Origin of the sequence: Bradyrhizobium sp. HKCCYLS3077 (assembly GCF_051167555.1) — a bacterium.
Taxonomy (GTDB): Bacteria; Pseudomonadota; Alphaproteobacteria; order Rhizobiales; family Xanthobacteraceae; genus Bradyrhizobium.
Map to the genome: position 1 here is coordinate 269,214 of NZ_JBNPTH010000005.1, position 13,692 is coordinate 282,905.

The following is a 13,692-nucleotide window of genomic DNA, read 5'->3' on the forward strand; positions in this document are numbered from 1 at the left end:
TGCGCCAGGATTGTTGGCAAAGCCAGAACTCTTCCGCAGTCCGATACCAGCGCTTGCGGCCGCCTGCTTCTGATGCGGCCGACGATCTCGCAGCGCAGAGACGGTCAGCGGCGGCGCTTGCGGACCGGCTCGCAGAAGACGTCATAGATCGCGGTCAGGATCTTGCGCACGTCCTCGCTGGCGAGACTGTAATAGATCGTCTTGCCGTCGCGCCGCGTTGTCACCAGCCGGTCGAGCCTGAGACGGGCGAGCTGCTGCGAGACGGTCGACTGCCGCTCGCCGAGAAACTGCTCGAGCTCGGTGACGGATTTTTCGCCCTCGGAGAGAATGCACAGCAGCAGCAGCCGGGACTCGTGGGACAGCGCCTTCAGCATCTCGCTGGCCTCGCGCGCCTTCTCGATCATCTGCTCGAGCTCGGCGGAGGTTTCGATGTCCTTCAACTTCGGCAGCGGCATGAATTTGGGATCCTCGATTGTCGGTCAGGAGCGGGGCGGCGTCCCGCTTGTAGCATTCATCAGGCGGCCGAGCAGCCCAAAGAAGAATGCTTCGCCCGGATAGCCGCGGATCCGGCCGATCTCGCGGCCGTGGTCGAGCACCACGAAGGTCGGCGTGAAGGCGCCGGGGTCGATGCCGGCGAGATCCGCCGGCAGCGGCCGGGTGAGATCGACCCGCCGCAGGGGAAGTGCGCGCCCCTCGTCGGTCTTGGCATAGATCGGCGCAATCTCGGCATTGAACCGGGCGCACCAGCCGCAGCCGGGGCGCTCGAACATCACGAGCTCGGAGGCGAGGAGCGGGACCGACAGGCACAGCAAAGCGACCGCGGCAGATGCCAGCGTTGCGAGCCTGCGAATGGTGATTTGACCCGCCATGCCGCCATCCTCTCTGGACTTGCCCGCCAATCTATCATTAAATTCGAATATGTACCAGTGCGTGAATTCCGAAGCCTGCCATGCAGATGGGGCCGCAGCACTGGTCGCGGGGGAGGTGAGATGGATCTCGACGTCACGCTCGGCGCTGCGCTTGCCGCCGGCCTCCTGTCGTTCCTGTCACCCTGCATTCTGCCGCTCGTCCCGCCGTTCCTGTGCTACATGGCCGGCGTCTCGGCGGCCGATACCATCATCGAGAGCGGCATGGTCCAGCGGCGGCGGACGGTGCTGACGGCGCTGTGCTTCGTCGCCGGCTTCTCGCTGGTGTTCATCGGCCTGGGGGCGACAGCCTCCGTCTTCGGGCGCTTCATCGCCGGCCATCTCAGCCAGCTCGGCATCCTCGCCGGGCTCGTCATCATCGCGATGGGGTTGCATTTTCTCGGGGCGCTCAGGATTCCCTTGCTGTACCGCAGCGCGACAATCGACGTCGGCCGCAAGCCGGCCGGCCTGCTCGGCGCGTTCGTCATGGGGCTGGCCTTCGCCTTCGGCTGGACGCCGTGCGCCGGGCCGGTGCTCGCCGCCGTGCTGATGATGGCCGGCGCGGAGGCGACCGTGGGGAAGGGCGCGCTGCTGCTCGCGGCCTATTCGGTCGGCACGGGAATCCCGTTCCTGATCGCGGCCGCCTTCACCGGACAGTTCATGGCGATGCTGAAGGGGATCAAGCCGCATCTGCCCTTGGTCGAGAAGACGATGGGCGGATTTCTCGTCCTTACCGGCGCAGCCTTTCTCGCCGGCGTCATCCCGCGGATGTCGGAATGGATCTTCGAGCGCTTTCCATCGCTCGCCACCATCGGCTGATCAGCCATAGCGGAAGTCGAGCAGGTTGACGAAGGACTGCAGCTCGATCTCGTAGCGATGCACGAGACCGGCATCGCCCTCGCGCGCGGCGCGCCCGATCTCCTGGGCACTCAAGCTGGCGCCGTCGATCAGGCGGCGGAATTCGGCCTGGCTTGCAACGTCCGGCGTGGCGAGGCCGTTGCAGCGCTGCAACTGCGCGCGCAGGGCGGCGCCGGCCTCGACGACCTCGCCAGGTCCTGCCTTGGTCGTGGAGAACCGTGCCGCGGCGTCGCGCAAGATATTCATGACGGGAACGAGCTCGAACACGCAGTCGCTGAGCTCGATGACGCCCGCATCGCGCCTCAGGGCGTGGATCGACTGGCGCAGCGCGGCGATGTCCGCCGCGGCGCGAGCGCCATCACCTGAGGCCAGCGCCGCGTCAGCCTTGCTCAGGCGATCGCTTCCGCCCCCGATCAGCTCCGAAAGCGACGGGTTGGAATAGGGGGCCGCCGCGCGCGCGGCCAGTCCGCCGAGCTTTGCCCAGGCCCGACGGGCATCATCGAGCTCGATCTGCGCAAGGCCGATGTTGCCGGTCCGCGCATAGCTCGCAGCCGCGCGCAGGCTGACCATCGCCGCCGGCATCATCGCCGCGATGTCCGCTTTCTCTGCGGCCTGCAGATGGACGCTTGGGGCGAGACACGACAGCGCGAGGGACAGGATGATGGCGCGGCGCAGCATCGAACGTCCTTTTCACATTCTATTATTCGAATATGGTGTATCGAACTTCGAGAGATTTGGCAAAGCGCGGGGAGGCTCATGACTTCGAACCCGATGATGTCGCGGCGCGAACTGGTTGCCATGGTGCCTGCCGCTGCTGTCCTCGGTGCCATGCCGACGCTGGCGCGCGCCGATGCCGTGCTCGGCGACGACGGGCTCTATCACCAGTCGTGGTTCCTCAACAGCTTCCTCGATCTCCGCGAAGATCTCGACAGCGCTGCATCGGAAGGCAAGCGGCTCGCGATCATGTGGGAGCTGCGCGGCTGTCCCTATTGCCGCGAGACACATCTGGTGAATTTCGCTGATCCCCTCATCACCGACTACATCCGCGCGAATTTCGAGGTGCTGCAGCTCAATCTGCTCGGCTCACGCAAGGTCACCGACTTCGACGGCAAGGAGCTCACCGAGAAGGAACTGGCCGAGCGCTACGCCATCAGGTTCACGCCGACTTTCCAGTTCTTTCCGCCGTCTGCGGACGGCGTCGCCGCCAAGGAGCCGCTCGCGCGCGAGGTGGCTCGCGCGCCGGGCTATCTCAAGCCGCCGCATTTCCTGGCGATGTTCCGTTTCGTGCGCGACAAGGCCTATGAGCGCGGCACGTTTCGCGACTATCTCGCCGCCTCCAGAGGTTGAGTGCACTGCGACATCGATTTCCGTTGACTTCAATCACATTATCAAATCATAATTCGTGAATATGACGGGCCGTAAGTCCGTTGCATCAGCAGGCGAGGGGAAGCCTCGTCGGTCAGGGTGGAAGCATGCGCCGTTTGATTCCGGCCGCCTTGTTCTGCGCGTTGCTCTCGGCAACCGCGCGAGGTGACGAGCCGATCAGGCTCGATGTCGTCGACTACGCCATTCCGAAATCATTGACGGGAACGCCCGGCAATGCCGGTGCCGGCAAGAAAGTGTTTTTGACTCGAACGCTGGGCAATTGCCTCGCCTGCCATCAGGTGTCTTCTCTGAAGTCCGAGGAGTTTCACGGCGAGTTCGGTCCATCGCTCGACGGCGTCGCGACCCGCTACAACACGGCGCAGCTGCGCCTCATCGTTGCCGATCCCAAGCGGATCTTCACCGATACGGTGATGCCCGCCTTCCACAAGAACGACGGCCTCAATCGCGTGCGTCCCGAGTTTGTCGGCAAGCCGGTTCTCACCGCCGCGCAGGTCGAGGACGTCGTGGCCTATCTCGAAACATTGAAATAACCGCCTCTGGAGGATGATGCATGGGCGCAATCAACAGACGACAGGCATTCCTTCTCGGCGGCGGCTTCGTCGCCTTGACGGTGCTGCCGATGGCCGCCAACGCCGAGCCGAGCAATGACGCGGCCGAGATGATCAAGAAGTTCACCGGCGGCAAGGAAGCCACGAAGGGCAAGATCACGCTCGATCTGCCTGAGATCGCCGAGAACGGCAACACCGTGCCGCTCGCGCTCTCAATCGAGAGCCCGATGACGGCTGACAACTACGTCAAGGAAGTGCTGTTCGTGGCCGACGGCAATCCGAACGCTGGCGTCGCGACGCTGATGTTCACGCCGATGTCCGGCAAGGCCGAGGCCTCGATCCGGATCCGCCTGGCGCAGACCCAGAACGTGATCGCGGTCGCCAAGATGAGCGACGGCTCGCTGTTCACCGAGCGCAAGACCGTCAAGGTCACCATCGGCGGCTGCGGCGGCTGAGACAGGGGAGAGAAGACATGGCAGACAAGCCGCGGATCAAGCTTCCGAAGGAAGCCAAGAAGGGCGAGATCATCCAGATCAAAACGCTGGTCTCGCATCTGATGGAATCGGGCCAGCGCAAGGATGCGCAGGGCAAGCCGATCCCACGTAAGATCATCAACAAGTTCGCGTGCGAGTTCAACGGCAAGCCGGTGTTCTCCTGCGTGCTGGAGCCGGCGATCTCCGCCAATCCGTATATTCAGTTCGACGCGAAGGTCGACGAGGAAGGCACCTTCAAGTTCGCCTGGACGGATGATGACGGCTCGGTGGTGACGGCCGAGGAAAAGATCGCGTTGAAAGCCTGACCGGCCGCGTGCGATCGCTACGGGGAGTGACGAATGTCCATTCGCTACGGTTCTCTCGCTGTCCTGGCCACGGCCGCGCTGACACTCTCGGCCATTGCGGTGTTCGGCCAGGAGGCGGAACGGAAGGGCATTCCGGCGCCTCCCGGCCACGTCTTCAAGACCATCATCTCGGGCTATCAGTTCCGTACCAAGGAAACGCGCGCTCTCCAGGATGATGACCTGGAGAACCCGGGCTTCCTCGCGGTGGAGCGGGCTGCGGACATGTGGAAGGCGGTCGACGGCAGCGAAGGCAAATCGTGCATGAGTTGCCACGGCGAGGCCGAGACAGCCATGAAGGGCGTCGGCGCCGCGATGCCGAAATGGAGCGAGAAGCTCAACAAGCCGGTCAATCTCGAGCAGCAGATCAACATCTGTCGCAGCGAACACATGAAGGCGCAGCCTTGGGGCTTCAAGTCCAAGGAGCTGACGGACATGACGACCTTCGTCCGCTTCCAGTCGCGCGGCATGGCGGTGGCGGTGAAGACCGATGGTCCGATGTCGCCCTGGTTCGAGAAGGGCAAGGAGATCTACTACACCAGGGTCGGCCAGCTCGATCTCGCCTGCGCCTCCTGCCATGAGAAGAACAACGGCAAGTTCATGCGCGCCGACTTCCTCAGCCAGGGCCAGACCAACGGCTTTCCGACCTACCGGCTGCGTGATCAGCGCCTGATCCCGCTGCACGAGCGCTTCGAGGGCTGCATGTTCGACGTTCGCGGCGTGCCCTACAAGCCGCTGTCGGACGAGTTCCTCGCGCTCGAGCTCTACGTCGCCTGGCGCGGCATCGGCCTGCCCGTCGAGACACCGTCGGTCCGCAACTAGCGGACACTAGGAAGACACATCATGATATCGCGTCGCGAATTCGTTCAGGTCGCATTGGCGGCGGCTGCCTTGACGGGCGGCACGTCCCGGGCCTTTGCGCAGCAGAAGCTAACCGAGAAGGAGCTGCTGGCGTTCGATCCGGTCGGCAACGTCACGCTGGTGCATGTCACCGACATCCACGGCCAGCTGATGCCGCTGTACTTCCGCGAACCCTCGACCAATCTCGGCGTCGGCGACGCCAAGGGGCAGCCGCCGCATGTCACCGGAAAGGACTTCCTCACCCGCTTCGGCATCGCGCCAGGCTCGTCGTCGGCCTATGCGCTGACCTCGGAGGATTTCGAGGCGCTCGCCAAGACCTACGGGCGGATCGGCGGGCTCGACCGCGCCGCGACCGTCATCAAGGCCATCCGCGCCGAGCGCGGCGACAAGGTTGTGCTGCTCGACGGCGGTGACACTTGGCAGGGATCGTGGTCGTCGCTGAAGACCCGCGGCCAGGACATGATCGACTGCATGGCGCTCTTGAGGCCCGATGCGATGACCGGGCATTGGGAGTTCACCTACGGCACCGAGCGCGTCAAGCAGGCGGTGGACGCACTCGGCTTTCCGTTCCTCGGCCTCAACATCCGCGACACCGAGTGGAACGAGCCGGCGTTCGAGGCCTCGACGATGATCGAGCGTGGCGGCGTCAAGATCGCGGTGCTCGGCCAGGCCTTCCCGTATACGCCAGTCGCGAATCCGCGCTGGATGATTCCGAACTGGTCGTTCGGCGTTCGCGAGGAGGACGTGCAGACGCAGGTCGACAAGGCTCGCAAGGATGGCGCCGGCCTCGTGGTGCTGCTGTCGCACAACGGGTTCGACGTCGACCGTAAGCTGGCGAGCCGCGTCAAGGGCCTCGACGTCATCCTCACCGGTCACACCCATGATGCGTTGCCTGAAGCGGTCAAGGTCGGCAAGACCTTGCTGATCGCGTCGGGCTCCTCGGGTAAGTTCGTATCACGGCTCGATCTCGACGTCAGAGATGGCGAGGTCAAGGGCTATCGGTACAAGCTGATCCCGCTGTTTTCCGACGTGATCACGCCTGATCCAGCGATGGCGGCCAAGATTGCCGAGGTGCGCAAGCCGTTTGCTGCCGATCTCGGCCGCTCACTGGGACGGACCGAAACGCTGCTGTACCGCCGCGGCAATTTCAACGGCACGTTCGACGACCTCATCTGCCAGGCGCTGCTGCAGGAGCGTGATGCGGAGATCGCGCTGTCGCCGGGCTTCCGCTGGGGCACCAGCGTGATGCCGGGCCAGGACATCACCTTCGAAGACGTCACCAACGCCACCGCGATCACCTATCCCGCGGTCTACCGCATGGGCATGACCGGCACGCGCCTCAAGGAGATCATCGAGGACGTCGCCGACAATCTGTTCAACGTTGATCCGTACTACCAGCAGGGCGGCGACATGGTCCGCATCGGCGGCATGTCCTACGCCATCGACGTCAACAAGCCGCAGGGACAGCGCATCTCCGACATGCGCCTGATCAAGACCGGCGCGGCGATCGACCCGGCGCGCGAGTATCAGGTCGCGGGCTGGGCGAGCGTCAATGAAGGCACGCAGGGCCCGCCGATCTGGGAGGTCGTGTCGAGCTATCTGCAGCGCCAGAAAACCGTGCGTCTCGAGCCCAACCGGGCCGTCAAAGTCTCCGGAGTGTGACGACGATGTCCAAGGACAAATCACTTTCCTCAGTATCTCGCGCGTCGCGCCGTGGCTTCCTGACCGCAGCAGGCGGCTTCGCTGCCACCGCGCTGGCGTCGCAGGCGCGTGCGGGCGCCGGCAATCCCGCCAACCAGCCGCCGAACGTGCCGGAATGGACCCGTACGCTCGGGGAGGGCGTCGCCGTGCGTCCCTACGGCAAGCCGTCGAAATTCGAGAAGGACGTCATCCGCCGCGACGTCGAATGGCTGACAGCCTCGCGCGAATCCTCGGTCAGCTTCACGCCGTTGCATGAGCTGGAAGGCATCATCACGCCGAACGGGCTGTGCTTCGAGCGCCATCACGGTGGCGTCGCCGAGGTCGATCCGGCCGACCACCGGCTGATGATCCATGGCCTGGTGGAGCGGCCGCTGCTGCTGTCGCTCGACGAGCTCAAGCGCTACCCGCGCGTCAACCGCATCCACTTCATGGAATGCGCGGCGAATTCGGGCATGGAATGGCGCGGCGCCCAGCTCAACGGCTGCCAGTTCACGCACGGCATGATCCACTGCGTGCAATACACCGGCGTCTCGCTGCGCACGCTGCTGGAAGAGACCGGGGTCAAGCCCAGCGGCAAATGGCTGCTCGTCGAGGGCGCCGACTCCGCGTCGATGGATCGCAGCCTGCCGATCGAGAAGGCGCTCGACGACTGTATCATCGCCTACAAGATGAACGGCGAGGCGCTGTATCCCGAGCAGGGCTATCCGATGCGGCTTGTGGTGCCGGGATGGCAGGGCAATCTCTGGGTCAAGTGGCTGCGGCGCATCGAGGTCGGTGATCAGCCCTGGCACACCCGCGAGGAGACGTCGAAGTACACGGACCTGCTGCCGAACGGCAAGGCGCGCCGATTCACCTGGTCGATGGACGCAAAGTCCGTGATCACGAGCCCGAGCCCGCAGGCGCCGATCAAGCACGGCAAGGGTTTCACCATCGTCTCGGGCCTGGCGTGGTCCGGCAACGGCAAGGTCAAGCGCGTCGACGTGTCGCTCGATGGCGGCCGCAACTGGTGGCCGGCGCGGATCGACGGCCCTGTGCTCGATAAGGCGCTGACGCGCTTCTACTACGAGTTCGACTGGAACGGCGAGCCGCTGCTGCTGCAGTCGCGGGTGCAGGACGAGACCGGATACGTCCAGCCGTCCAAGGCCGAGCTGCGCAAGGTGCGTGGCTACAACTCCATCTATCACAACAATGGCATACAGACTTGGCATGTGCAGGCAAACGGTGAGGTCGAGAATGTCGAGGTCGCCTAAGCTCATCATCGCAGCCGCCGCGCTTGCCACGCTCGCTGGCTCGGTGGCGCTCGCCGGCGGTTCGGGGGAGAAGATCGCGGGCAAGACCGACGCCAAGACTGAGGCAAAGACCGAAGCCAATGCGCCGCAGCGCTTCAACATCGGCCGCGCGCCCACGGTCGAGGAGATCCGCGGCTGGGACATCGACGTGCGGCCGGACGGGCAGGGTCTGCCGACCGGCAAGGGCACTGTCGCCCAGGGCGAAAAGCTGTTCATGGACAATTGCGCCAGCTGTCATGGCGAGTTCGGCGAGGGGGCCGGCCGCTGGCCGGTACTCGCCGGCGGCAAGGGCTCGCTCACCTCGGACAATCCGGTCAAGACGGTCGGCTCGTACTGGCCCTACGCCTCGACCTTGTTCGACTATGTTCGCCACGCGATGCCGTTCGGCAGCCCGCAGTCGCTGAAAGTCGACGAGTACTACGCGCTGGTCGCCTATGTGCTCTATCTGAATGATGTCATCACCGATCAAAACTTCGAGCTGACCGACAAGAATCTCGCCACGATCAAGATGCCGAACGAGGGCGGGTTCATCATGGATAACCGAGCGACCAGCGAGAAAGCCTTCTGGCAGAAGGACCCGTGCATGAAGAACTGCATCGCGCCGGTCAAGATCACGGGACGTGCGACCGCCGTCGACGTCACGCCCGAGGACAAGGACGGCAAGCCGCGGGGCGTCGAGTGACGATGGCCGGATGCAGCCGCCGCCAGATGCTGCTGGCGGCTGCATCCGTTACGCTTGCGATAATCGGGAGCGCTTCGATTGCCGCCGCAGCGGAGCCGCACCGGCTCGCGCTGCAGATCAGCGATGAGGATCCGGCCAAGATGCGTGCGGTGCTCGACGTCGCCGCCAATGTGTCCCGGCATTATTCGGGCGAGGGCGACGAGGTCGAGATCGTGGTGGTGGCGTTCAACGGCGGGCTCGACATGCTGCTGGCCGACCGCTCGCCGGTGAAGGAGCGGGTGCTCGGCTTCGCCAAGTCGATGCCCAATGTCAGCTTCATCGCCTGCGGCAACACCTTGGAGACGCTCGCGAGCAAGGAGGGCCGGCAGCCGCCGTTGCTCGCCGGCGTCACCGTCGTCAAAACCGGGGTCGCGACTCTGCTTGAGCTGTCGGAGAAGAACTGGACGATCGTACGTCCCTGAAGGAATTTGCGATGCGCTGGTGGCTCGCTCTCGTCGTCTGTCTGGTGGCGTCGGTCACGCTAGCCGCTGAGGAGCCGCGCGAGCTCGTGATCGGCGGCCGTACGGCGCTCGCCACGCTCCGGCTGCCGGCGCAGTCGGGGCCGGATGTCCCCCTGGTGCTGATGACGCACGGCACGCTCGCGCACAAGGACATGGAGACCATCCAGAGCCTGTCGAAGGCGCTGGCCGAGCGCGGCATCGGCTCGCTGGCGCACAACCTCGTGCTCGGGCTCGATCGCCGCACCGGCATGTATGATTGCGCCAAGCCGCATGACTACGCGCCGGATGATGCGATCGAAGAGATCGCCGCCTGGCTCGCCGAGGCGCGCAAGACTGCGTCGCGGATCTTCGTGCTCGGGCACTCGCGCGGCGCTAATCAGCTCGCGCGCTATCTGGTCGCCAACCCGAAGGCTGCGATCGAAGGCGCGATCCTGCTGGCGCCGGCCACGGCGGGCATCGAGACCGGCCTGAGGGCGGCCTATGCGGAGAGCTATGGCCAGCCCTTGGCGCCGCTGCTCGAAAAGGCCGAAGGCGCTGTATCAGCTGGACGCGGCGGCGACTCGATGTCGGTGCCGGGATTCATCTACTGCCGCGATGCCAAGGTGACCGCGCGCGCCTTCGCCGCCTTCTATCGCGCCGACCGGCGCCAGGACACAGCGGCGCTGATCGCGGACGTCAGTGTCCCGGTTCTGGTGCTGGCGGCCGCGCAAGATAAGACCGTGCCGGACGTGGTCGCATCGTTCGCGCCGCTCGCCACTCGCGCCGGCAGCCGTGTCCGGCTGGAGACGATCGACGACGCCGATCATTTCTTTCACGATCTCGCCGCCGAGGATGCCGCAGATCGCATCGCAGGATTCATTGCAGCCGCGCGTTAGGAGTAACTCATGGAACGACGATCTCTAATGCAAGCCGGGCTTGCCGGCCTGTTCGGAATGTTGGGTGTCAGTAGCGCCCGGGCCGCGACGGAGTCTCCGCGCCAGCGCGTCGCCTATCATCTGGCCGACCAGGATCGCGCGCTGTTCGTGCTCGGCAACATCCAGAACCACGTCGATGGCATCGGTGGACCGGGGCGCGCGGACATTCGGCTGGTGATCCACGGTCCCGGCTTGCGCGCCTTCCACGCGATCTCGGCCGACCAGACCATCGCGGCGCTGGCGGAGCGGCTGATGAAAGCCAGCGTCGGTTTCGAAGCCTGCGCCAACACCATGAAGGCGCAGGGCGTGAAGCTCGACGATCTCCTGCCCGGCTTCGCGGTGGCGGAGAAGGGCGGGGTGGTGCGCCTCACCGAGCTGCAACAGAGCGGATATGCCTATCTGCGCCCGTGACGGCGCGTATGTCGCAGCCGATGCCGCCCGGCGCGTTGAGCGGCAGACAGAACGACGAGAGCGCCCGTGCTCACCGCATTGATCGACCTGTTGGGTGAGGAGCTGGTGTCGCTGCTGTGCGGGCTTGCGGTCGGCGGCGCGTTCGGCTTCTTCGCCCAGCGCAGCCGCTTTTGCCTGCGGGCGGCGACGATCGAGTTCGCCCGCGGACAGGGCGGCCCGCGTCTGGCGGTGTGGCTCCTCACCTTCGCCTCGGCGCTGCTCGGCACCCAGGCGCTGGTGGCGATGGGCCTCCTCGATGTGTCCGAAGCGCGGCAACTGGCGCAGCAGGGGAGTATCTCTGGCGCGATGATCGGCGGCACCCTGTTCGGCTGCGGCATGATCCTGGCCCGCGGCTGTGCCAGCCGGCTCCTGGTGCTCTCCGCCAACGGCAATCTGCGGGCACTGCTGTCGGGCCTGATCTTTGCGGTGACCGCGCAATCCGCCTATCATGGCCTGCTCGCGCCGGCGCGCGAGTGGCTCACCAAGCTCTGGCTCGTCGACGGCGGGCCGTCGCGCGACATCATGAGCCTGTTCGGCGGCGGCACGCCCGAGAAGCTCGGCTTCGGCATGTTGTGGTTCGTGGCCGGGCTCGCCGCCGTGTCGAAGTTTCAGGTCGGCGCGAAGGTCATGGGCTCGGCCGTGGCCGCCGGCGCGGCGGTCGCCGCCGGCTGGCTGCTGACGTATCAGCTCGGCCAGGCCTCGTTCGCGCCGGTGCCGCTGAAGAGCCTGACCTTCAGCGGCCCGTCCGCCGAGCTCCTCATGCAGGTGCTGGCCAGCCAGCAGCTGAAGCCCGGCTTCGATCTCGGCATCATCCCGGGCGTCTTCATAGGCTCATTCGTCGCCGCGGCGCTGGCCCGCGAGCTCAATCTCGAAGGCTTCTCAGATGGGCGCGGCATGCGGCGCTATCTGATCGGCGCCGTCCTCATGGGGTTTGGCGCGATGCTGGCCGGAGGCTGCGCCGTCGGCGCCGGCGTGACCGGAGCGTCGGTGTTCGCGCTGACCGCCTGGATCGTGCTCGGCGGCATGTGGCTCGGCGCGGCCGTGACCGATTTCGTCCTCGACCGCTGGCTGCTCGGAGCCAAACAGGTGCAAGGCGAGATGCTGCCGAGCGCGGTGACGCCATCATAATTTATATTCACAAGTGCGAATGTACGTATATAATGCGTGGTAGCAGCGCGCCGCGCGCCATCAGGGAGGACAGGTGTCATGACGATCATGACCGACGTCGTCGTCGGAGATGCGAGAAAGCCCATCGATTGGTCGCCTTATCTGGTCGGGGCCGGTATCGGCATCTTGAGCTGGGTGGCCTTTGCCGGGTTCGGCGATCCGCTTGGCGTGACGACGGCGTTTTCCCGCGTCGCCTCGCTGTTTGCTGCGCCGGTGGTCGGATCCGACGTCGTCGCCGCCAACAGCTATTGGAAGTCGATGCCGCTGAAATGGGACTATGGCGTGTGGTTCCTTGTCGGCATTCCACTCGGCGCGTTCCTGTCGGCGATCATCTCGGGAACGTGGCGCCTCGAGCTGGTGCCGGAGGTCTGGAAGCAGCGCTTCGGTCCGTCGGTGCTCAAACGCTTCGTCGCCGCGTTCCTCGGCGGCATCGTCATCATGTACGGCGCGCGGCTGGCCGGCGGCTGCACTAGCGGACATGGCATATCCGGCGGGCTGCAACTGGCGCTGTCGAGCTGGCTGTTCCTGGCGGTGATGTTTGCGACCGGCCTGGTCGTGTCGCGCCTGATGTTCCGCAAAGCCTGAGACGGAGAGAGGTCATGACATCTTTGATGAGCATCGCAGGCCCGATCCTGATGGGCGCCGTGTTCGGCTATCTGCTGCAGCAAGGCAAGGTCACGAGCTGCAACGTGATCGAGAACCAGTTCCGGTTGCGCGACTTCACCGTCCTGAAGGTGATGGGCACGGCGATCGTGGTCGGCGGCATCGGCGTGCTGCTGCTGGTCGACACCGGCAACACCAAATACTACGTCAAGGACGCCAACATGCTGGCGGTCGCGCTCGGCGCGGCCTTGTTCGGCATCGGCATGGTGGTCTACGGCTACTGCCCGGGCACCGCGCTCGGTGCCATCGCCAGTGGCAGCGTGCATGCGGCGGTCGGAGCCTTCGGAATGATCGTCGGCGCCATCCTCTATGCGCTCAGCTTTGACTGGGTGAAGGCTCACATCCTGAATGTCTGGGCACTCGGCAAGTTGCGGCTGCCGGACATCACCGGTGTGCCGGATGGTGTCTGGTTCGCCGCGCTCGCGATCGGCGCTGGCGCGTTCTTCTTCTGGGTTGAGGCTTCGGAGGCCAAGGCGAGGCGCGCGCAAGGTTAGGCCGCTTCGCCCGATCTGCCCATCATCGATAGTCGAGAGGTTCATCCAATGCTGGCAGGATTGTTCAACAAGCTGACGGGATCGACCAGCGTGCCAGCCATCCAGCATGACGAGTTGGTCAAGGTGCATCAGCAGCGCAGCTGCATCATCGTCGACGTCCGCGAGCCCCACGAGTTCAAGGGCGGCCATATCCCGGGCGCTATCAACCATCCGCTGTCGCGTTTCGATCCGGAGAGCCTCGTGCACGACAAGCCGGTCGTCCTGATCTGCCAGGCCGGCGGCCGCTCGGCCACCGCGTTGCGCCGGGCGCTGTCGGCGGGCCGGCAGGACATTCGCCACTATGCCGGCGGCATGAACGGCTGGCGCGCACGCGGTGGTCCTGTCGCCTAGGCGCTACCGATGACCGGTCGGGATGTTCTGATCTGTTGTGTTGCTCCGG

Annotated in this window: 19 protein-coding genes; 16 read left to right on the forward strand and 3 right to left on the reverse strand. The window is 65.3% G+C overall.

The annotated features are described in order from the left end of the window. Positions 1–104: 104 nt before the first annotated feature. Together ACQR0Z_RS21590 and ACQR0Z_RS21595 are read right to left on the reverse strand one after the other, a co-directional pair. Complete coding sequence (locus ACQR0Z_RS21590) at positions 105–455, reverse strand: ArsR/SmtB family transcription factor (protein ID WP_008960790.1); 351 nt, start codon at positions 453–455, stop codon at positions 105–107. 24 nt (positions 456–479) lie between these two features. Then, positions 480–869: a thioredoxin gene (locus tag ACQR0Z_RS21595; RefSeq protein WP_434919953.1), complete on the reverse strand. Its 390-nt coding sequence runs from the start codon at positions 867–869 to the stop codon at positions 480–482. A gap of 120 nt (positions 870–989) precedes the next feature. Between ACQR0Z_RS21595 and ACQR0Z_RS21600 the strand changes: the two genes are divergently transcribed. Further along, positions 990–1,724, forward strand: coding sequence for a cytochrome c biogenesis CcdA family protein (locus tag ACQR0Z_RS21600; protein WP_434919954.1), 735 nt, complete (start codon positions 990–992; stop codon positions 1,722–1,724). Here ACQR0Z_RS21600 and ACQR0Z_RS21605 read toward each other — a convergent pair whose 3' ends face one another. Then, the gene (locus ACQR0Z_RS21605) at positions 1,725–2,441 is read right to left on the reverse strand and encodes a hypothetical protein (RefSeq protein WP_434919955.1); all 717 of its coding nucleotides are present in this window, start codon (positions 2,439–2,441) and stop codon (positions 1,725–1,727) included. Positions 2,442–2,561: 120 nt separating this feature from the next. On the opposite strand from ACQR0Z_RS21605, the gene ACQR0Z_RS21610 reads away from it, so the two are divergent. From ACQR0Z_RS21610 to ACQR0Z_RS21680, 15 genes are all read left to right on the forward strand, one after another. Next, a complete protein-coding gene (locus ACQR0Z_RS21610) occupies positions 2,562–3,110 on the forward strand; it encodes a SoxW family protein (RefSeq protein ID WP_434878244.1) in 549 nt (182 codons plus the stop codon). Positions 3,111–3,235: 125 nt separating this feature from the next. Continuing rightward, positions 3,236–3,679, forward strand: a complete 444-nt coding sequence (soxX, locus tag ACQR0Z_RS21615) for a sulfur oxidation c-type cytochrome SoxX (RefSeq protein WP_434878202.1) — start codon at positions 3,236–3,238, stop codon at positions 3,677–3,679. A 20-nt stretch (positions 3,680–3,699) separates the two neighbouring features. Then, positions 3,700–4,152 (forward strand): thiosulfate oxidation carrier protein SoxY, encoded by a 453-nt coding sequence (soxY, locus tag ACQR0Z_RS21620; RefSeq protein WP_434919956.1) that lies wholly within the window; start codon positions 3,700–3,702, stop codon positions 4,150–4,152. Between the two features lie 17 nt (positions 4,153–4,169). Further along, a complete protein-coding gene (gene soxZ, locus ACQR0Z_RS21625) occupies positions 4,170–4,496 on the forward strand; it encodes a thiosulfate oxidation carrier complex protein SoxZ (RefSeq protein ID WP_434919957.1) in 327 nt (108 codons plus the stop codon). 33 nt (positions 4,497–4,529) lie between these two features. Beyond that, positions 4,530–5,354 carry a sulfur oxidation c-type cytochrome SoxA gene (gene soxA, locus ACQR0Z_RS21630; RefSeq protein ID WP_434919958.1) on the forward strand — a complete coding sequence of 275 codons (825 nt, stop codon included), beginning with the start codon at positions 4,530–4,532 and terminating at the stop codon, positions 5,352–5,354. Positions 5,355–5,375: 21 nt separating this feature from the next. Continuing rightward, a complete protein-coding gene (gene soxB, locus ACQR0Z_RS21635; protein ID WP_434919959.1) occupies positions 5,376–7,055 on the forward strand; it encodes a thiosulfohydrolase SoxB in 1,680 nt (559 codons plus the stop codon). Positions 7,056–7,060: 5 nt separating this feature from the next. Beyond that, entirely contained in the window at positions 7,061–8,344 is a 1,284-nt protein-coding gene (soxC, locus tag ACQR0Z_RS21640) for a sulfite dehydrogenase (RefSeq protein ID WP_434919960.1), read from the forward strand. Then, a complete protein-coding gene (locus ACQR0Z_RS21645) occupies positions 8,283–9,065 on the forward strand; it encodes a c-type cytochrome (RefSeq protein ID WP_434919961.1) in 783 nt (260 codons plus the stop codon). The genes soxC and ACQR0Z_RS21645 overlap by 62 nt, the downstream gene beginning before the upstream one ends. Before the next feature lie 26 nt (positions 9,066–9,091). Further along, positions 9,092–9,526: a hypothetical protein gene (locus ACQR0Z_RS21650; RefSeq protein WP_434920207.1), complete on the forward strand. Its 435-nt coding sequence runs from the start codon at positions 9,092–9,094 to the stop codon at positions 9,524–9,526. 11 nt (positions 9,527–9,537) lie between these two features. Then, entirely contained in the window at positions 9,538–10,440 is a 903-nt protein-coding gene (locus tag ACQR0Z_RS21655) for an alpha/beta hydrolase (protein WP_434919962.1), read from the forward strand. Positions 10,441–10,449: 9 nt separating this feature from the next. Beyond that, positions 10,450–10,890, forward strand: a complete 441-nt coding sequence (locus ACQR0Z_RS21660; RefSeq protein ID WP_434878210.1) for a DsrE family protein — start codon at positions 10,450–10,452, stop codon at positions 10,888–10,890. 66 nt (positions 10,891–10,956) lie between these two features. Continuing rightward, a complete protein-coding gene (locus ACQR0Z_RS21665) occupies positions 10,957–12,057 on the forward strand; it encodes a YeeE/YedE family protein (RefSeq protein WP_434919963.1) in 1,101 nt (366 codons plus the stop codon). Positions 12,058–12,144: 87 nt separating this feature from the next. Next, the gene (locus ACQR0Z_RS21670; protein WP_434920208.1) at positions 12,145–12,681 is read left to right on the forward strand and encodes a YeeE/YedE thiosulfate transporter family protein; all 537 of its coding nucleotides are present in this window, start codon (positions 12,145–12,147) and stop codon (positions 12,679–12,681) included. Between the two features lie 14 nt (positions 12,682–12,695). Next, complete coding sequence (locus tag ACQR0Z_RS21675; protein WP_434919964.1) at positions 12,696–13,253, forward strand: YeeE/YedE thiosulfate transporter family protein; 558 nt, start codon at positions 12,696–12,698, stop codon at positions 13,251–13,253. 48 nt (positions 13,254–13,301) lie between these two features. Next, positions 13,302–13,643 carry a rhodanese-like domain-containing protein gene (locus ACQR0Z_RS21680; RefSeq protein ID WP_434919965.1) on the forward strand — a complete coding sequence of 114 codons (342 nt, stop codon included), beginning with the start codon at positions 13,302–13,304 and terminating at the stop codon, positions 13,641–13,643. Positions 13,644–13,692 lie beyond the last annotated feature (49 nt).

Coding starts and splice junctions, on each gene's coding strand:
- ACQR0Z_RS21670 (WP_434920208.1), top strand. CDS start 12,145: ATGACCGACGTCGTCGTCGGAGATGCGAGAAAGCCCATCGATTGGTCG.
- ACQR0Z_RS21605 (WP_434919955.1), bottom strand. CDS start 2,441: ATGCTGCGCCGCGCCATCATCCTGTCCCTCGCGCTGTCGTGTCTCGCC.
- ACQR0Z_RS21680 (WP_434919965.1), top strand. CDS start 13,302: ATGCTGGCAGGATTGTTCAACAAGCTGACGGGATCGACCAGCGTGCCA.
- soxX (WP_434878202.1), top strand. CDS start 3,236: ATGCGCCGTTTGATTCCGGCCGCCTTGTTCTGCGCGTTGCTCTCGGCA.
- soxA (WP_434919958.1), top strand. CDS start 4,530: ATGTCCATTCGCTACGGTTCTCTCGCTGTCCTGGCCACGGCCGCGCTG.
- ACQR0Z_RS21610 (WP_434878244.1), top strand. CDS start 2,562: ATGGTGCCTGCCGCTGCTGTCCTCGGTGCCATGCCGACGCTGGCGCGC.
- soxZ (WP_434919957.1), top strand. CDS start 4,170: ATGGCAGACAAGCCGCGGATCAAGCTTCCGAAGGAAGCCAAGAAGGGC.
- ACQR0Z_RS21655 (WP_434919962.1), top strand. CDS start 9,538: ATGCGCTGGTGGCTCGCTCTCGTCGTCTGTCTGGTGGCGTCGGTCACG.
- ACQR0Z_RS21650 (WP_434920207.1), top strand. CDS start 9,092: ATGCTGCTGGCGGCTGCATCCGTTACGCTTGCGATAATCGGGAGCGCT.
- ACQR0Z_RS21590 (WP_008960790.1), bottom strand. CDS start 455: ATGCCGCTGCCGAAGTTGAAGGACATCGAAACCTCCGCCGAGCTCGAG.
- soxB (WP_434919959.1), top strand. CDS start 5,376: ATGATATCGCGTCGCGAATTCGTTCAGGTCGCATTGGCGGCGGCTGCC.
- ACQR0Z_RS21660 (WP_434878210.1), top strand. CDS start 10,450: ATGGAACGACGATCTCTAATGCAAGCCGGGCTTGCCGGCCTGTTCGGA.
- soxC (WP_434919960.1), top strand. CDS start 7,061: ATGTCCAAGGACAAATCACTTTCCTCAGTATCTCGCGCGTCGCGCCGT.
- ACQR0Z_RS21600 (WP_434919954.1), top strand. CDS start 990: ATGGATCTCGACGTCACGCTCGGCGCTGCGCTTGCCGCCGGCCTCCTG.
- ACQR0Z_RS21595 (WP_434919953.1), bottom strand. CDS start 869: ATGGCGGGTCAAATCACCATTCGCAGGCTCGCAACGCTGGCATCTGCC.
- ACQR0Z_RS21675 (WP_434919964.1), top strand. CDS start 12,696: ATGACATCTTTGATGAGCATCGCAGGCCCGATCCTGATGGGCGCCGTG.
- ACQR0Z_RS21645 (WP_434919961.1), top strand. CDS start 8,283: ATGGCATACAGACTTGGCATGTGCAGGCAAACGGTGAGGTCGAGAATG.
- soxY (WP_434919956.1), top strand. CDS start 3,700: ATGGGCGCAATCAACAGACGACAGGCATTCCTTCTCGGCGGCGGCTTC.